Annotated in this window: 12 protein-coding genes and 1 pseudogene; 11 read left to right on the forward strand and 2 right to left on the reverse strand. The window is 64.9% G+C overall.

Annotated elements, in window-relative coordinates; genetic code table 11:
- Window positions 1-562: 562 nt before the first annotated feature.
- Window positions 563-1,057 carry a MarR family winged helix-turn-helix transcriptional regulator gene (locus L979_RS07680; RefSeq protein ID WP_047691188.1) on the reverse strand — a complete coding sequence of 165 codons (495 nt, stop codon included), beginning with the start codon at window positions 1,055-1,057 and terminating at the stop codon, window positions 563-565.
- Window positions 1,058-1,143: 86 nt separating this feature from the next.
- Between L979_RS07680 and L979_RS07685 the strand changes: the two genes are divergently transcribed.
- Both L979_RS07685 and L979_RS07690 read left to right on the forward strand, forming a co-directional pair.
- Window positions 1,144-2,019, forward strand: coding sequence for a VOC family protein (locus L979_RS07685; protein ID WP_047691190.1), 876 nt, complete (start codon window positions 1,144-1,146; stop codon window positions 2,017-2,019).
- Between the two features lie 553 nt (window positions 2,020-2,572).
- Window positions 2,573-3,256 (forward strand): hypothetical protein, encoded by a 684-nt coding sequence (locus tag L979_RS07690; RefSeq protein WP_156125488.1) that lies wholly within the window; start codon window positions 2,573-2,575, stop codon window positions 3,254-3,256.
- A 35-nt stretch (window positions 3,257-3,291) separates the two neighbouring features.
- Here L979_RS07690 and L979_RS07695 read toward each other — a convergent pair whose 3' ends face one another.
- The gene (locus L979_RS07695; protein ID WP_047691194.1) at window positions 3,292-4,467 is read right to left on the reverse strand and encodes a methyltransferase domain-containing protein; all 1,176 of its coding nucleotides are present in this window, start codon (window positions 4,465-4,467) and stop codon (window positions 3,292-3,294) included.
- A 32-nt stretch (window positions 4,468-4,499) separates the two neighbouring features.
- On the opposite strand from L979_RS07695, the gene L979_RS07700 reads away from it, so the two are divergent.
- The 9 genes and pseudogenes from L979_RS07700 to pknB all read left to right on the forward strand — a co-directional run.
- Window positions 4,500-5,330 (forward strand): hypothetical protein, encoded by an 831-nt coding sequence (locus L979_RS07700; protein ID WP_156125489.1) that lies wholly within the window; start codon window positions 4,500-4,502, stop codon window positions 5,328-5,330.
- 24 nt (window positions 5,331-5,354) lie between these two features.
- Window positions 5,355-6,560, forward strand: a pseudogene (serA, locus tag L979_RS07705) (phosphoglycerate dehydrogenase); the annotation flags it as partial.
- A gap of 196 nt (window positions 6,561-6,756) precedes the next feature.
- Complete coding sequence (locus L979_RS07710) at window positions 6,757-7,584, forward strand: DUF3662 and FHA domain-containing protein (protein WP_047691200.1); 828 nt, start codon at window positions 6,757-6,759, stop codon at window positions 7,582-7,584.
- Window positions 7,585-8,070, forward strand: a complete 486-nt coding sequence (locus tag L979_RS07715; protein ID WP_047691202.1) for an FHA domain-containing protein — start codon at window positions 7,585-7,587, stop codon at window positions 8,068-8,070.
- Window positions 8,071-8,073: 3 nt separating this feature from the next.
- The gene (locus tag L979_RS07720) at window positions 8,074-9,684 is read left to right on the forward strand and encodes a PP2C family serine/threonine-protein phosphatase (RefSeq protein WP_047691204.1); all 1,611 of its coding nucleotides are present in this window, start codon (window positions 8,074-8,076) and stop codon (window positions 9,682-9,684) included.
- Complete coding sequence (locus tag L979_RS07725; RefSeq protein WP_052209663.1) at window positions 9,684-11,231, forward strand: FtsW/RodA/SpoVE family cell cycle protein; 1,548 nt, start codon at window positions 9,684-9,686, stop codon at window positions 11,229-11,231. Before L979_RS07720 ends, L979_RS07725 begins: the two co-directional genes overlap by 1 nt.
- The gene (locus tag L979_RS07730) at window positions 11,228-12,667 is read left to right on the forward strand and encodes a penicillin-binding protein 2 (protein ID WP_047691206.1); all 1,440 of its coding nucleotides are present in this window, start codon (window positions 11,228-11,230) and stop codon (window positions 12,665-12,667) included. The genes L979_RS07725 and L979_RS07730 overlap by 4 nt, the downstream gene beginning before the upstream one ends.
- On the forward strand, window positions 12,664-14,658 hold the full coding sequence (locus L979_RS07735; protein ID WP_047691209.1) for a protein kinase: 1,995 nt from the start codon (window positions 12,664-12,666) through the stop codon (window positions 14,656-14,658). The genes L979_RS07730 and L979_RS07735 overlap by 4 nt, the downstream gene beginning before the upstream one ends.
- 2 nt (window positions 14,659-14,660) lie before the next feature.
- The coding region (gene pknB, locus L979_RS07740; protein WP_081994025.1) for a Stk1 family PASTA domain-containing Ser/Thr kinase at window positions 14,661-16,740 on the forward strand (2,080 nt) is incomplete at its 3' end.

Here is a 16,740-nt window from a genome sequence, read left to right on the forward strand (position 1 = left end):
GCCTCACGCACCCCGGACCGTGTCAACAACGTCACGCCCTCTTACAACTAGCAACAGGTTAGGCAGGCTGATCTACAAGCTGCTGCCGCCAGTGGCATCGAGGACCTGGCCGGTGGCCCATCGACCATGTTCGGAGGCTACGCACGCAATGATGGCGGCGATGTCATCGGGCCAGCCCATGCGACTCAGCACGACGCCAGAGACCACTCCATCCCCAGCAGTCAAGCAGGTGTACAAAATCTTCACCACCCGTGTACACGCGTTGGCTGGAGCACCGGCGTTTGCCCTGGTCAGCGAGTTTCGTGGAACACCCACAAGATGAAGGCCCCGGTGAAGACCGGGGCCTTCAGTCATTTCCGCTGGGTGCCGGAGGCCCCAGCTGCACCTCAATCCGTGTCGACTGCGCCTCCGCTGACCACCTCGGTACGCGTTTGACCACCGTTTCTCGGTTCTCCTGGCTTTTTGCGTACTGGAACTGGCCATTTGCGTCCGCGAGCAGTCCGTCCGTCCGTCCGTCACCAGCCGCGCACGTGGCGCTGGCAGGACGCCAGCGGGGAACCGGTCAGCGGTCGTAGCGCGTGTAGGTCCCGGCCATGGACCCACTCGGGTCCAACCTGGGCAGGATGGCCTCGGTGATCTGGCGCAACTGCCCCACTTGCTCCGGGCTGAGGGCGTCCAGGACCCGTGAGCGAACCGTACCCACGTGGCCCCGCGCCGCATCCTGAACCACCGACCAACCCGCGTCCGTCAGCTGCGCCACGGTGGCGCGACGGTCATCCGGCGCTGGCGCGCGTTTCACCAGCCCGCGCTCCTCCATACGGCGAACCACGTGGGAAAGCCTGGGCAAGGTGGCGTTGGTCTGGTGGGCCAGCTCGGTCATGCGCAAGGTCCGGTCGGGGGCTTCGGAGAGCATGGCCAACGTGTAGTACTCAAAGTGCATCAGCCCGGAGTCTTCACGCAGCTGGGTGTCCAGGACGCCCGGCAGCAGTTCCACCAGGGCAACAAGGCGCACCCAGGTGGCCAGTTCGTCGTCGTCGAGCCACGGCGTATCGCTCATCACAAACCCTCACATTGGTTGACGCTACAAGTATAGCGGCCTAGTGTTTTAATTAAAGCAACAACTATCTAACGGAGGTTCCCGCCATGACCACCGCCACCCGCACCGACCTCCTGGCCGCCGACACCTCCATGGGTGCCGTGACACTGCTGGTTGGGGATCTGCAGAAGATGACGGACTACTACCGGGACGCCATCACCCTGAACGTGCTCTCTGAGACTCCGCTGCGCGTTGTCATGGGCCGCAACAATCAGGCGCTGGTCATCCTGGAACTCGCCCGGGAGCTGCAACGGGTGTCCCACAACCAGGCGGGCTTGTTCCACACGGCCATCCTGTTTGAAACCCAGGCCGATCTTGCCGCCGCCATCTACAGCGTGGCCAGCCGTTACCCCGGGACCTTCACCGGCAGTGCGGATCACCTGGTCAGCCAGGCCTTCTACTTCTCCGATCCGGAGGGCAACGGCGTGGAGCTGTATTGGGACCGGGACCGTACTGAATGGAGCTGGGTCCACGGCCGTGTGGAGATGGACTCCCTGTTGCTGGACCCCAACGCCTTCATGCGGGAACACCTCACGGAAACCGCTGTTGACCAGGCGCATCAGCGCAGCGCCACCGTGGGTCACGTTCACCTGCAGGTGGGTGACATCGCCAACGCCAAGCGCTTCTACGTGGACCAGCTCGGCTTTGAAACCACCGCCACCATGGGCACGCAGGCCCTGTTTGTCAGCGCGGGCGGTTACCACCACCACATGGCCATGAACACGTGGAACAGCCGCGGCGCCGGCCCCCGTCCCAAATCCCTCGGCCTGGGCACCGTGCGCCTGGAGCTTCCCGGCACCGACGACATCGGCGAACTCACCGAACGTCTCACCCACCACGGAGTCACCACCCACGACGACGGCGCCACCCTGGCGTTCCAGGACCCCTGGCTCAACCGAGTCGAGGTCTCGGTCAAGGGCTGACCTCAACATTCCAAACACGCTTTTTGGCCGCAAAACCTTCTACGAGAGCGGCCAGAACCATGTTCAGGATGGAGTCATCCACCGAGCAGCGACTAGTTGCCGCCATCCATCGTCGAGAAGCGATTTGTGCCGCCCATCAGCGCTGATGGGCGGCACAAAGCACTTCTCAGCGGCGGACGGGGACTTATGGACGGCGTAAGTCACTGCTCAGCGGGGGACGGGGACTTTTGGGCGGCACAAGTCACCGTTCGGCGCAGGAGAGCGGCCCACCAGCGTCACAAGTCACTGCTCAGCGGACAAGCGGGAAGCAGCGGAGGAACGGAGCGACCACCGAACCCCCAGAAGCCACAACACACCCCCTCCCTGTAGTCAGTTGTGTGGTCATACTCAATGACGCTCATGGGCCTGGGACGGCCAATGATTGACGCGACACTAAAGTTGTCCACTCGCCTCTGCCGTGGCCGCTCCCATTAGCTGTGATCAGGATTCTGTTGTGCCCGACCTCTCCGTCCCCCCTCCGCCCCCAGGTATCCGCGCGTTCGATTCAGTGCTCGTGGAGTACCGCACCGTGCACCGCCAGCCCCGTGTGATCTTTGATGAGCTGGTCCGTGAGGCCTTTGAAGCCGCCGCCACCATTTCCAACGTGCTGCTGGTGGCCGGTGTCAGCGCAGACGTGCTGCATGGGGAGACCAGCCCCGTGGACTCCACCCTGTATCCCACCGTTCCCGGCTTCTACGTGTTGCGCTACGAGCTCCCGGGAATACCCGATCCCCGGGCCCCCAAGCGCAAGTTGCCCAAGCTGCTGCCGCCGGTGTTGAAGTCACGCACCCCGGGCCCGCAGATTGATGAAGTCCTTCAAGAGGCGTTGATCAGCGGTAACCGCGTGACGGTGGAGATGCTGCTGTGCGTGGGTGTTCTGACCAGAATTGATGAGGGCCGGTTGTCAGCCTCGGCCGGTATTTCCGGCAACGATCCCTTTGTGGAGATGGTGGACGGGGTTCATGTGATCCAGCGCGTGCACCGCAGCACCTGGGTGTTGTTGCAGCGCCCGGACATCCAGTCGTCCCTGCGCGGCATGTTGGCCCCGTTCCGGGATGACCAGCTCTACACCATGACCTTGGTGGAGAACCCGCACTTCAGCAATCTGGAAGCGGCTTACGTCATCACTGCCACCCACCGGTTGCGGGAGTTCGCATCCGGCGGCCCGCTGCACGTGCCACCGCTGGAACGACTCTGAAGCCCACCACACCTCATGCGGGCGCAGGGGCTGCCTCACCTGCGCTGCAGGAGTAGCGCAACCTCGTAGTGGGTGGTGTGCGGGAACATGTCCAGCACCTGCCCCTCCACGGGCCGCCAGGAGGGCATGTTGGCCAGATCGCGCGCCAGGGAACGCGCGTTGCAGCTCGAGTAGATCAGGTCCTGGGCCGCACACTCATCCAGACGGTGTGCCAGCTCAGCACCCAGGCCCCGCCGGGGTGGATTCACGACGACGAGATCCGCCGCCCCGCCGTCGTCGTACGCCCCAGGCGAGGATGCAGAACCCAACTGTTGCTGCCAGGCTGTGGCATCCCCGACGTGGAACTGCACGGATTCTGGCCCCAGCCCCATGTGGGCGGCAGCCTCGCGGGCCCCGCGCACGGCTTCTGAAGAAACCTCCACGCCCAGTACGGACCGGGAGGGCCCCACCATGTGCAGCGCGAACCCGCCCACCCCGCAGTAGAGGTCCAGCACCCGTGAGGGGTTGATCTGGTCGGCCCAGACTGCCGCGCGCCGGTAGAGGGCGGCGGCAACTTCTGTGTTGGTCTGAAAGAAGGACCGCGAGCGCACCCTCAGCGGCACGTGGTTGACCTGCATGCGCAAGCTGTCCTGCTCGGTCAGCACCAGCTCCTCCGGGCCTTCCAGCACAGCCTTGTGCTCGGGTTGGAGGTTGACGGAAACCACCGACAAGGAGGGCAGTGCTGCCTGCAGGGTCGGGAGGTTCTCCCGAATGCGTTGCACTTGGCGCTGGGATCGGAGAACAAAGCGCAACATCAACTCACTGCCGGCGGAGACCGTGAGCAGCACGTGCTTGAGTTCGCCGCGAGCCTTGGTCACGTTGTACGGCAGCAGGCGCAGTTCCGCACTGAACCGGGCCACCTGCTCCAGAGCTTGGCCCACCACCTCCAGGTAGAGCGGGCAGGCACGCAGATCAACACCACGGCCGCGGGGGTCAAGGATCCCCAACGTGGGCTCCTGAACGCTCCCGGCGACCACCATCTTGGCCTTGTTACGGAACCCGGATTCAGCACTTGCCACGGGTTCGAGCCATTGCAGCGCACCCGTGTCTGACCCGGCCTGACTCAGGACCTCCCGCACACCTGCGGCTTTGGCGGCCAGCTGCAGCGCGTAGGGTTGATCGATCAGCGTGCACGAGTGGCACAGACCCCGGTTGTGATAGTCGCACTGCACGCACTCGAGCCTACCGGGAGAGGAGTTGGCCCATGCCCACAGCAGACCCGAATCCGCCCACGGGCAGGCCTGCCGCATCCACCCCTGCCACCATGGCCGGACGCCGCGATCCCGCGTTGACCGTCAAACCCGTGGACTACGCAACCGCTGCCCGCAACCACGCCCGCCGCTCCACGGCGAGCACCCCGGTCGACTCCCCGGCCGTCAACGACGACGCCCCCTCCGTGCCCAAACCACTGACCACCAGGCAACGCAAGGACCTGGCCGCCAGGATCACCGCCGCCCTGGAGCAGAACTCTGCCCGGGCATGGGGCACCCAGAACACCTTGTACTCCGTCGTTTCCGGGACCCCCGTCCCCACCGGAGAGAGCTTGAAGCTGAGCGCGCCGGAGGCCAACGTGCCCGTGGTGGGCGCATGGGAGGCCACGCTGGAGGATCTCCAACAGTGTGTGGAGGATCCGGAGGATTCATGGTCGGCGGACCTTGGCCGCACCGACTACTTCCTGCGTGGGGATTTGTGTGTGCAGATCCGCCGCACAGACGGTCAGATCATGGGCATCTACCGCGCCGGTTGGGCCCTGGCGCGTCGCCCGGACAGCCCTTTGCCGGAGGAGCCCGGATCCGGCCGTTCCGCCTCGGGTGGACGCGGCACCAGATACCCCACCAATCAGGCGGAGTTGCTCAAGAGATTGCGCGCAGCGGGGTTCGTCGTCGTGACCTCAGGGCCCACGCACGGGAAGATCACGCACCCGGATCACCCCCGCCGGTTCCTCCCGTACGCCTCCACACCGTCGGGTCAGCGTTACGGTCGTCACGTTGTGACGGCAGTGAAGCGGGTGTTCGGCATCGATCTTCGTGACTGAAATGGATCAGGATTAGACTCGAACACCGTGAAAGCACTTCTCCTGGAAAACATCCACACCGATGCCGAAGAGATCCTGCGCCGTCACGGCGTGGAGGTCGAAACCAGGAAGGGGGCCCTGGACGAAGCCGAGCTGATCGAAGCCCTGGAGGGTGTTGACCTGCTGGGCATCCGCTCCAAGACCACAGTCAGTCGAGCGGTGTTTGAGGCCCGCCCGGATCTGATGGCCGTGGGTGCGTTCTGCATCGGCACCAATCAGATCGATCTGGTGGCTGCAGCCGAGTTCGCCACCCCGTGCTTCAACGCCCCCTACTCCAACACCCGGTCCGTGGTGGAACTGGCCATTGGGGAAATCATCAGCATGGCCCGTCACCTCACGGACAAGAACGCCGCCATGCACTCCGGCAACTGGGACAAGTCCGCCAAGGGCGCCCATGAGGTCCGCGGGCGCACGCTGGGCCTGATCGGCTACGGCAACATCGGCAAGCAGCTCTCCGTGCTGGCCGAGTCCCTGGGCATGCAGGTCTATTTCTATGACGTCCGTGACGAGCTGCCCATGGGCAATGCCAAGAAGTGCTCGTCCATGGATGAGTTGTTCGAGAAGTCGGAGACCATCTCCCTCCACGTTGACGGACGGCTTTCCAACGCGGGGCTGATCGGGCGCGCCGAGTTCGAGAAGATGCGTCCCCGCACCTTGTTCCTGAACCTCTCCCGCGGGCACGTGGTGGACATTGACGCACTCAAGGACGCCCTGGTCTCCGGGCACATTGCCGGCGCCGGTATTGACGTCTACCCGGAGGAGCCCAAGGCCTCCGGCGATCCGTTCGAGTCACCGCTGCAGGGTTTGCCGAATGTGATTCTCACCCCGCACATCGGTGGTTCCACCGCGGAGGCTCAGGAAAACATCGGTCATTTTGTGGCCTCCAAGATGCTGGACTACGTGGAGCAGGGTTCCACCGCCCTGTCCGTGAACTTCCCGCAGGTGCAGTTGCAGCCGGTGCGCGCAGGCGTCCGACTGTTGCACGTTCATGAGAACGTCCCGGGCGTTCTGACCGCCGTGAACTCGGTGCTTTCCGAGCACGGAGTGAACGTTGACGGCCAGCAGCTGGTCACGGAGGGACCCACCGGTTACATGGTCACCGACTGCTCCTCCGGTGTGAATTCCACCGTGGTGGAGGAAATCCTGGCCTTGCCCGCCACCATGCGGTTGGCAACCATCGGCAATCTCTGAGAAATCACTGTGGAGCAGTTTTGCGCTGACTCCCAGAGAAGGCCGGGGGCCGTGCGTCTACTATCCTTGGAGCAAACCCTGACCACAGACTTGGTCAGTTGCTCCAAGGCGAACGCGCGGCCCCCGGTTTTTCAAGCATCCCGTGCCTTCGCCTGGAATGACTCGTGGATCGCAACGCCGATTGGAAGGAGGGCACGTGGGTTTCCTGGACAACTTGGAACGCGGGATCGAACGCGCCGTGCGCACTGCCTTCTCCACCGGCTCCCGCAAGCGGATTGAAGCCGTTGAGATCGCCAGCGCCCTGCGCCGTGAACTTGATGAGCACTCGTTCACCATCTCCGCCGGGCGCACCATGGCGCCCAATGTTTTCGTGGTGGAGTTCTCCGACGACGACTTCCCGCAGGCCCAGGAGTGGGGCCAGCCTCTGGCGGAGGAACTGTGTGAGGTGGTCATCCGCCACGCCCGGTCCCAGACCTACACGTTGCAGGGTGCGGTGCGAGTCTCCTTCACCCGCAACCCGGAGGTGGAACGCGGCCAGTTCGTGATCACCTCCTCGGCGGCGCGCATGGAAGCTCACGGCGTGGAAGCCGGTGTCCGCGGGCCGCATCACGGCGTGGCCGATGGTCCTCGTGGGGGACACGGCGCCCACACCAACGCCCCGGCCTACGGTGACCAGTACAGCCAGCCCGATGACGACTGGGGATACCCGGAATCCACTCCGCAGCACTGGGTGCCGGTGTTGGAGATCAACGGTCGGCGCCTGGCTGTTGAAGCCGATTCCGTGGTGCTGGGACGCTCCGCTGACGCTGATGTGACCATTTCTGACACCGGCGTTTCCCGCCGTCACCTGGAGATCCGGCACATGGGGGATCACTGGATCGCCGTAGACCTGGGCTCCACCAACGGCTCGCACGTGGACGGGGAACGTCTGCAGGGCCGGGCGGAATTGGTCAACGGTTCCGTGATCACCATGGGCCGCAGCCGGATCATCTTCCGGCTGGTGGCCCCAAGGAGGAACCACTGAATGTCTGAATTGACCGTGACCCTCCTGCGCTACGGGTTCCTGGCACTGCTGTGGGTGTTCATTGTTGCCATCGTGATGTCTCAGGGGCGTGACCTGGCGGTTGACCGTCGTCGTCGCAACAAGGGTGGAGGCAGTGGGGCTGCTGCGCCCCAGGCACCTCAGCAGGCTGCCGCTGCCCCGCAGCCGCCGCGCCAACTGCCGCAGAGTCTGGTGGTGCTGCAAGGCCCCACCAGCGGACGCACCTACCAGTTGGGTGCTGCCCCCGTGCTGATGGGCCGCTCGCCTGAATCCACGGTGCCTTTGGAGGACGACTACGCCTCCGGACGTCACGCGCGTCTGTTTCCGCAAGGCTCCCGCTGGTTCCTGGAAGACCTGGGCTCCACCAACGGCACGTACGTGAATGAACAGCGTCTGACCCGCGCCGTGGCCTTGGAGGTCGGCCAACCCTTCCGGGTGGGCAAATCCGTGATGGAACTGAGGTCCTGATACATGGCCTTGGTTTTCCGATTCGCCGCCCGCTCTGACGTTGGCCGGGTCCGTTCCAAGAACGATGACTCCGCCTACTCCGGGCATCACCTTGCCGTGGTGGCTGATGGCATGGGCGGTCACGTGGGCGGCGACGTCGCCTCCGCCTCCGCGGTGATCGACCTGACCCACCTGGACCGGGACGGGTACGACGGCGATGCCACCACGGTGCTTGCGGATGAGATCCAGAACGCCAATCAGAACTTGGCTGATCTGGTCAAACAGCATCCGCGTTTGGGGGGCATGGGCACCACGGTGACCTCACTGATCATCGATCAGGAGAACATCTCCCTGTGTCACATCGGTGACTCCCGGGCCTACCGGTTGCGCGGTGGTGAGCTGGAGCAGATCACCACAGACCACACCTTTGTGCAGCGCCTGATTGATGAAGGTCGCCTGCGCCCGGAGGAAGCCGAAACCCACCCCCACCGCAACGTGCTCATACGCGTGCTGGGGGATGTTGATGCTTCCCCGGAGATTGAGTCGGAGCTGATTCCCACGGCCCCCGGCGAGCGCTGGCTGCTGTGCTCGGACGGGCTCAATGCCGTGGTCCGCCCTGAGATGATCCAGCGTCTGCTCAGTGCCGATTCCGAATTGGACGTGATCGCCCAGGCCCTGGTGGACGTCACCCTTCAGCGCGGTGCGCCGGACAATGTGACCGTGGTGGTCCTGGAAGTGGTGGATGCCGCTGACGTGGAGGCCCTGGGTGTTCCGCTCAGTGGTGCTCTCCCGGACCCGGAGGACGCCCTGACCTCCGATCAGATCTCGGATCGGGACGCCAACCCACCGACGGCCGAGCCCGCGGCTGCGGATCGTCCGTGGGCACAGCCTGGCGCCGGGGCTGCGACAGCCTCCACAGACGCCTCCACGGAGGCTGATCCCAACACTCAGGCACCACAGGAGCCGGTTGGGCCGTCTTCAGCTGCTGCGCTGCGTCAAGACCTTGAGCTGCATCCGCACATCCTGGTGGGCGCTGCAGCCAACGCCACCCAGACCGGCCGGATTCCCACGGTCAGTGATTCCGCCATTGCCCGCCGCGCCACATTGCTGCGCACCAACGCCACGGATCAGCTGGCAGACATCTCCGAGGTGGATCAGGCACTGGGTGCTGGGCGCAAACGGCGTACCGGCCGGTGGATTGCCCTTGCGGTGGCGTTGTTGCTGGTGGCAGGTCTGGCCGTTGCTGCCCTCAGTGCCAGTTCCTGGGTCCAGGAACGCTATTACGTGGGCGTTTCTGAAGGTCGTGTGGCCATTTACAACGGTGTTTCCCAAAGCTTGGGCCCCGTTCAACTCTCCCAGGTGGAAGACACCTCGGAGATCCAAGTGGATGAGCTCTCGCCCTACTCACGCTCGCGCGTGGAGAACACCATCCCGGCCAATAGTCTGGAGCACGCCCAGAGCATCGTGGACGGGCTGCGCGCTGATGAAGCCACGGCAGATCAGAGCCCGGAGGCCACGGCATCCCCCAGCCCGTCGGGTTCAGGCACGGTCAGTTTCCCCACGGCGGCAGCACCCACGGACGGCGCAGATGCAGGTACCGCACCTGCTGCACCGCCACAAGAGGGTGATCAGTGATGACCACTCCCGCTGCTGCCCCCACAGCGCCCACAGCCGGTTCCAGCGCTTCTTCCGCTCCGGTGCAACGACGACGCCGCCTGACCGAGCTCCTGCTGCTGGTGGTGGCGTGGACCATCGGAATCGGTGCCAACATCCTGGTGGACCCGGAACAGGCATCCTCTGAACCAGCCCACGTCTACCGGTCCGCCGCTGTGTTGATCGGTGGTTCGCTGCTGCTCCACCTGGTGCTGTGGTTCCGGGCACGCTATGCCGACCCCTACATCCTGCCGATCGTGGTGACCTTGAACGGTCTGGGCATCGCCATGATCCACCGCATCGATCTGCTCATGGATTCATCGGCAGGGACCAACCAGGTGCTGTGGACGGCCATCGGCATCACGGCCGCTGCGCTGGTGCTGTTGTTCCTGCGGGATCACCGGCGTCTGCGGCAGTTCACGTACATCTCCCTGGTGGTTTCCGCGCTGCTGCTGGTGCTGCCCTTGTTGCCTGGTCTGGGCACGGAGATCAACGGTGCCAGGATCTGGATCTCCATCGGCGCGCGCACGTTCCAGCCCGGTGAGATCGCCAAGATCACGCTGGCCATCTTCTTTGCCGGTTACCTCTCCACCAACCGGGACGTCATCCTGTTGGCCGGCCCCAAGGTGGGTCCCGTCCGGCTCCCCCGCTTCCGGGATCTGGCGCCCATGTTCGCCGCTTGGTTGGTGTCGATCGGCGTGCTGGTCTTCCAACGGGACCTGGGCACCGCCATCCTGTTCTTCGGGCTGTTCGTGGCCATGATCTACCTGGCCACCGGAAGGCTGAGCTGGATCGTGTTGGGTCTGTTGTTCGTGGCAGCCGGTGGCGTTGTGGCCTCCCAGACCTTCGGTCACGTGGCTGCTCGCCTGGATGCCTGGTGGCACGCCTTTGATCCGGCCATTTACGACGCCCCCGTGGGCGGCTCCCGCCAGATCGTGCAAGGTATTTTCGGCATGGCCTCCGGCGGACTGTTCGGTCAAGGCCTTGGGCAGGGTCGCCCGGATCTGGTCTCCTACTCCAACTCGGACATGATCATCACGGCCTTTGGAGAGGAACTGGGGCTGATCGGTCTCAGCGCCATCCTGCTGATGTTCTTCCTGCTGATCTCCCGTGGCTTCCGGGCAGCACTGGGCACCCCGGACGGATTCGGCAAGCTGCTGGCCGGTGGGCTGGCCTCCATCATGGTCATCCAGCTGTTCGTGGTGATCGGCGGCGTGACCCGTGTGATTCCTCTGACCGGTCTGACCACCCCGTTCATGTCCGCTGGTGGTTCCTCACTGCTGTCCAACTGGATCGTGGCCGCACTGCTGCTTGCCATCTCCCACTCCGCCCGCCGCCCGGTGGTCACCGGCCCGGCCAGTGCTGAGGACATAGCGGAGTTCGAGGCCCACGAGCGGGAAGAACAAGAGCGGGCCGAACTGCACGAAACCGAACGAGCGGAACGGGCCGAGCGGCGTCGTCAACGTCAGCAAGCGGCCGAGGCCCGGAAGGCAACGGCTGAATCGAAGTCATCGGAGGCACAGTCATGAACCGCGCCATTCGACACATGTGGATCGCCGCAGTCGCCATTTTTGCTGTGCTGTTGCTGGCGCTGACCTCCATCATGTTCTTCCAGCAGCGTTCCCTGGCCGCAGACCCCTGGAACACACGGACCCTGTACCAGCAGTTCGGAAAGGACCGCGGCCCCATCCTGGCCGGCGGCCAGGAAGTTGCCCGCTCTGTGCCCACCGATGGCGATTACGCCTACCAGCGTGAGTACACGGACGGGGCGGCCTATGCCCCCTTGACCGGATACTTCTCCCCCATCCACGGCGCCACCGGACTGGAGAACGCCATGGGCGAGCAGCTCTCCGGGGACTCGGACAGCCAGTTCTATGACCGCTTCATGGCCACTCTCTCCGGGAATCAGCCCTCCGGGGCTTCCGTGGAGATGACCGTGGACCCCGAGCTCCAGGACCTGGCCTACAACCTGCTGGACGGCCGCAAGGGTTCCATTGTGGCGCTGGAGCCTTCAACCGGTCGGGTGCTGGCCATGGCATCCTCCCCGTCCTTTGATCCCAATGCCCTGGCTTCCCATGATTCGGCCGGGGTGATCGAGGCCAGCCAGCGGCTCAACGCAGATCCAAACCAGCCCATGAGCAATCGCGCCATCGCCGGAAGCCTCTATTCTCCCGGCTCCACGTTCAAGATCATTGACACCGTTGCGGCCCTGGAGTCCGGTGAGTACACCACGGACACCATCATCCCCAACCCGCAGGATCTGGAACTGCCCAACACCTCCACCACCCTGCCCAACTACGTGGGCGGCACCTGTGCATCCCGCACGCAGGCAGACCTGGAGTTCGCCCTGGCCAACTCGTGCAACACGCCGTTTGCACAGATCGCCATGGATCTGGGGCAGGACCGCATCAGTGAAACCGCTGAGAACTTTGGCTACGGCCAGGAGCTCAGCATCCCGCTGGCCGTCACGCCGTCCAGCTTCCCCACCGACCTGGACGACGCCAGCCTGGCCATGTCCGCCATCGGACAGTACGACGTCCGCTCCACGCCCCTGCAGGTGGCCATGATTTCTTCCGCAATCGCCAACGACGGCGTCCTGATGCGCCCCCAGTTGATCCAAGAGGTCCGCTCCTCTGATCTGTCCGTGATCGATTCGTTCCGCGCGCAGCAGATGCAGCGTTCCACCTCCGCAGACGTGGCCAACACGGTGACGGACCTGATGGTCAGCTCCGTGGACGACGGCATTGCCCGTGGGGCACAAGTTCCCGGGTACTCCGTGGCCGGTAAGACCGGCACGGCGGAGATCGGCAGCAGCGGCACCAGTTCCTCGTGGTTCACGGGCTTTGCCCCGGCGGACAATCCGCAGATCGCCATTGCCGTGGTCTACGACGACATTCCGGCCGGTCAGACCTCGGATGCCACATCCAATGCCCAGCAGATCTTTGAGGCGGTGTTGAACCGATGAGGCCCTCCTCCAAAACGGTCCTGGGTGGCCGCTATGCGCTGACCGAACGCATTGCCATTGGTGGCATGGGGGAGGTCTGGAAGGCCAAGGACAAGGTCCTGGGCCGCACGGTTGCCGTGAAGATCCTCAAGGAGGAGTACACAGGGGATCCCACCTTCCTGCAGCGCTTCCGCGCGGAGGCACGTCACACGGCCCTGCTCAACCACCCCGGTGTGGCCAACGTCTACGACTACGGCGAGGACGACGGCTCCGCCTACCTGGTCATGGAACTGGTTCCCGGTGAGCCGCTGTCCAACATCATCGACCGTGACCGGACCCTACCGGTGGACGACGTCCTGAACTACATAGGCCAGACGGCCCGTGCCCTGGCCGCAGCACACGCTCAGGGTTTGGTCCACCGTGACGTCAAACCCGGAAACTTGATGATCACCCCGGAGAAGCGGGTCAAGGTCACGGACTTCGGGATCGCGCGTGTGGCGGATCAAGTTCCTCTGACGGCAACCGGTCAGGTGATGGGCACCGCCCAGTACCTGGCCCCGGAACAAGCCACGGGTCAGACCGCAACGGGATCCTCAGACATCTACTCCTTGGGCATCATCGGCTACGAGTGCCTTGCAGGACGGCGCCCGTTCACCGGTGAATCCCAGATCGCGATCGCCCTGGCCCAGGTCAACGATCCCCCACCGGCCCTGCCGCAGTCCGTACCCGACGCCGCACGCGCATTGATCATGTCCATGTTGGCCAAGGACCCGGCTGGCCGGCCCTCCACTGCCGGGGCCCTTGCCGGTGCCGTGGACTCGATCCGACGTGGTGACCTGGCCGCTGCTGCAGCCGCTGTTCCGGGCATGCGTGAGTACTTGGACCTGGATGACGCCCCTACTGAGGCACTGAACACGCGTGACGACGACACGCGGATCTCCACCCGGGTCACCGGTTCCGCAGCACTCGGTGGGGCAGGCACCGGTGCCGCAGGATCGGGTGCTGCCGGTGCTGGTGCTGCTGCCAGCGCTGGTGTTGCCGCCGGAGCGCCAAAGCACGCTGAACCGAGCGCCTCCACCGCGGAGATGGCGATCGCCCACGAGCAGGACTTCGGCAATTCTGCCTCCCAGGCAGCAGCTGGTGCGCCCGTCACGCAGTCCCCCGTCCCCAGCACCCGGACACCGTCGGACTCGCCGTCGGCAGCCGGCTCCGGAGACCACCGTGAAAGCGGCGCAAGTTCAACCGGTGCCTCGGGGCGGAAATTGTGGCCCGTGGTTCTGGTGGGCCTGGTGATTGCCGCGCTGGTGGCTGCAGTGATCTTCCTGGCCCTGCAGAACTTCGGGGAGAACTCCACCCCGTCTCCTCGTGGCACGGTCTCCACCGCAACCGCTGAGTCCACCACCACGGATGGTCCCACCTCCGTGACCATCAACGCTGAGGACTACATCGGCCGCGACGTGGACACCGTGGTCACCGAACTGAACAACCTGGGCCTGGATGTCCAGGTGGTGGGTGAATCCAACCAGGACACCCCCGCCAATCAGGTCACTGATGTCTCCCCAACCGGTACGGTGAACAGCGGGAAAACCGTCACGGTCACGCACTCCACCGGACCGGACACCGTGACTCTTCCCGATGACATGGTGGGCCGTCAGTTGCAGTCGGTGATCGACGACGTCACTCCGTTGGGGGTCAACATTGACGTCTACTACGACGAAAACTCCTCGGAGGACCCCGGCACCGTCACAGGTTCCACACCGGAGGAAGGCTCCGATGTGGAGGTGGGTTCCACCATTGACCTGGACGTGGTGCCCAGTGCTTCCCCCAACCCCACCCAGGCCACTTCCAGCGGCAACACTTCCAACCAGAACTCAACTCCTACCGCCAGCCCCACGCCCACGCAGACGGCTGCCGACCCCACCGGTGGGTCCACCACCGATCAGACGAACCTTGCAGCCCCGGCAGATGCCCCCACGTCTGCTGCGGGCGGTGCTCTCACCACGGAAGGCTGACCATGGCTCAGTCACCTGTCCCCTCAGTGATCAACAACCGCTATGAAGTCGGTGAAACCATCGGCCGCGGCGGTATGGCCACGGTGTACGTGGCAACGGACCAGCGCCTGGGGCGCAAGGTCGCCATCAAGGTGCTCAAACCTGAGCTGGCGCGGGACGAATCCTTCCAAGAACGTTTCCAACGTGAGGCGGAGGCCGTTGCCGGCCTGAACCATCACACCATCACCTCCGTCTACGACACCGGTGAGATCGCTCCACAGCAGCCAACGGATGTGGCATGCCCCTACATCGTGATGGAGTACGTGCCCGGTCGGACGCTGCGTGAACTCATCCGTGCTGGTGAGCTCTCTGCCCGCGAGTCCGTGGACGCCATGCTGGGGATCCTGGACGCACTGGCCTACAGCCACCGTTCCGGGATCATTCACCGGGACATCAAACCGGCCAACGTGGTGATCACCCCGGATGGCCGGGTCAAGGTCATGGACTTCGGCATCGCCCGCGCCGTGGAGGACACCCAGGCCGCCCTGACACAGACTCAGGCGGTGCTGGGCACCGCCCAGTACCTCTCCCCGGAACAGGCCCGTGGGGAGAACGTTGACGTGCGTTCCGATCTCTACTCCGCGGCCTGCGTGTTTTTTGAGATGCTCACCGGACGCGCCCCGTTCGTGGGTGAAGCTTCCGTGGACATCGCGGCCCAGCACGTGCGCGACGCCCCTCCGGCGCCGTCCGAGCTGGCACCCCGCTTGCACTCGGTGTTCGACGGTTTCATGGCCAAGGGCCTGGCCAAGGCCCGCGATGACCGCTTCCAGTCCGCACAGGAGATGCAGGAGGCACTTGAGCCTCTGCGCGAGCACGCGGACGTGGATGCCACCACCATCATTGCCGCCCCCGTGCTTTCGGAGGACGGCCAGGACGACGACGCCACGCGCTCCACTGCCCCGGTGTTCCCCATCTCCACGGCAGCTGCAGGTGTTGCAGGGGCCGGGGCTGCAGGGGCCGGGGCTGCGGGAGCTGATGTTGCGGCTGCCGGTCCCGCGGGGGGCAGTGCCACCTCAGCTTCGGGTGCTGGCGCTTCTGTAGCCGGCCAAGCCGGTGCGGGCTCGGCCACGGGCGCCACCTCAACACAAAGCCACGGTTCGCTGTTCGCTCCCCCGGGAGGTGACGACGACGCCCCCGTGGGTGCCCGCAGCCAGAATGACCGTGACGCGGAAGACCGACGACGCCGTACGCGCCTGTGGTTGTTGCCGCTGCTCCTACTGTTGTTGATCGGCGGTGGCATTGCTGCTGCCACCATGTTGCTGCGTGGACCGGACCAGGTCACCGTCCCGGACGTGGTGGGCATGTCCCAGGAGGATGCCGAAGCCGAACTTGAGGATCTGGGGTTGGTCACGGAGATCACCCGGGAGAGCAGCAACCAGGTGGATGAGGACACGGTCATCTCCTCCGATCCCGGTGAAGGATCAGAAGTGGATTCCGGTTCCACGGTGACGCTCACGGTTTCTGAGGGTTCGGACAAGGTCACGGTTCCGGATGACCTGGCGGGCCAGTCCGAGGTTTATGCCCGGGAAATGGTGGGCAACGCGGGGCTGAACGTCTCTGGGACCCGCAGCGTGAACCACCCCTCGATCGCACGCGGTCTGGTCGTGGGCACCGATCCTGAAGGTGGTTCGGAGGTGGACCGGGACAGCGATCTTGAACTGTTGTTGTCCACTGGTCAGGTGACTGTCCCCGACGTCGTGGGAATGTCCCGTGACAACGCCGTGGCTGCCATCGAGGGCGGTGACGTCCAGCTTCCCGTTGAGGTGGCCACGGAGGCCACGTCCTCATCACCGGCGGGTACCGTGCTGCGGCAGTCCACCCCGGGTGGCACGGATGTGAACCAGGGCACCACCATCACCATCACGGTGGCCACCGCCCCCCGGCAGGCTCCCGCGCCGGCCCCGAGCCCGGGTGGTGGCAGCAGCCCGTCGCCGTCGCCGTCGCCCACCGACGAGGCCAGTGACGAACCCACCCAGGAAGAGTCTGACGAGCCCACCCAGGAGCCCACGGAGGAACCGGCCGACGAGCCCACACAGGAGCCGG

It is taken from the genome of Kocuria sp. ZOR0020, from assembly GCF_000800955.1.
Classification (GTDB): domain Bacteria; phylum Actinomycetota; class Actinomycetes; order Actinomycetales; family Micrococcaceae; genus Kocuria; species Kocuria subflava.

Excerpts from the sequence above, each read along its gene's own strand:
- L979_RS07735 (WP_047691209.1), top strand. The coding sequence starts at position 12,664 with ATGAGGCCCTCCTCCAAAACGGTCCTGGGTGGCCGCTATGCGCTGACC.
- L979_RS07715 (WP_047691202.1), top strand. The coding sequence starts at position 7,585 with ATGTCTGAATTGACCGTGACCCTCCTGCGCTACGGGTTCCTGGCACTG.
- L979_RS07725 (WP_052209663.1), top strand. The coding sequence starts at position 9,684 with ATGACCACTCCCGCTGCTGCCCCCACAGCGCCCACAGCCGGTTCCAGC.
- L979_RS07730 (WP_047691206.1), top strand. The coding sequence starts at position 11,228 with ATGAACCGCGCCATTCGACACATGTGGATCGCCGCAGTCGCCATTTTT.
- L979_RS07680 (WP_047691188.1), bottom strand. The coding sequence starts at position 1,057 with ATGAGCGATACGCCGTGGCTCGACGACGACGAACTGGCCACCTGGGTG.
- L979_RS07685 (WP_047691190.1), top strand. The coding sequence starts at position 1,144 with ATGACCACCGCCACCCGCACCGACCTCCTGGCCGCCGACACCTCCATG.
- L979_RS07720 (WP_047691204.1), top strand. The coding sequence starts at position 8,074 with ATGGCCTTGGTTTTCCGATTCGCCGCCCGCTCTGACGTTGGCCGGGTC.
- L979_RS07700 (WP_156125489.1), top strand. The coding sequence starts at position 4,500 with ATGCCCACAGCAGACCCGAATCCGCCCACGGGCAGGCCTGCCGCATCC.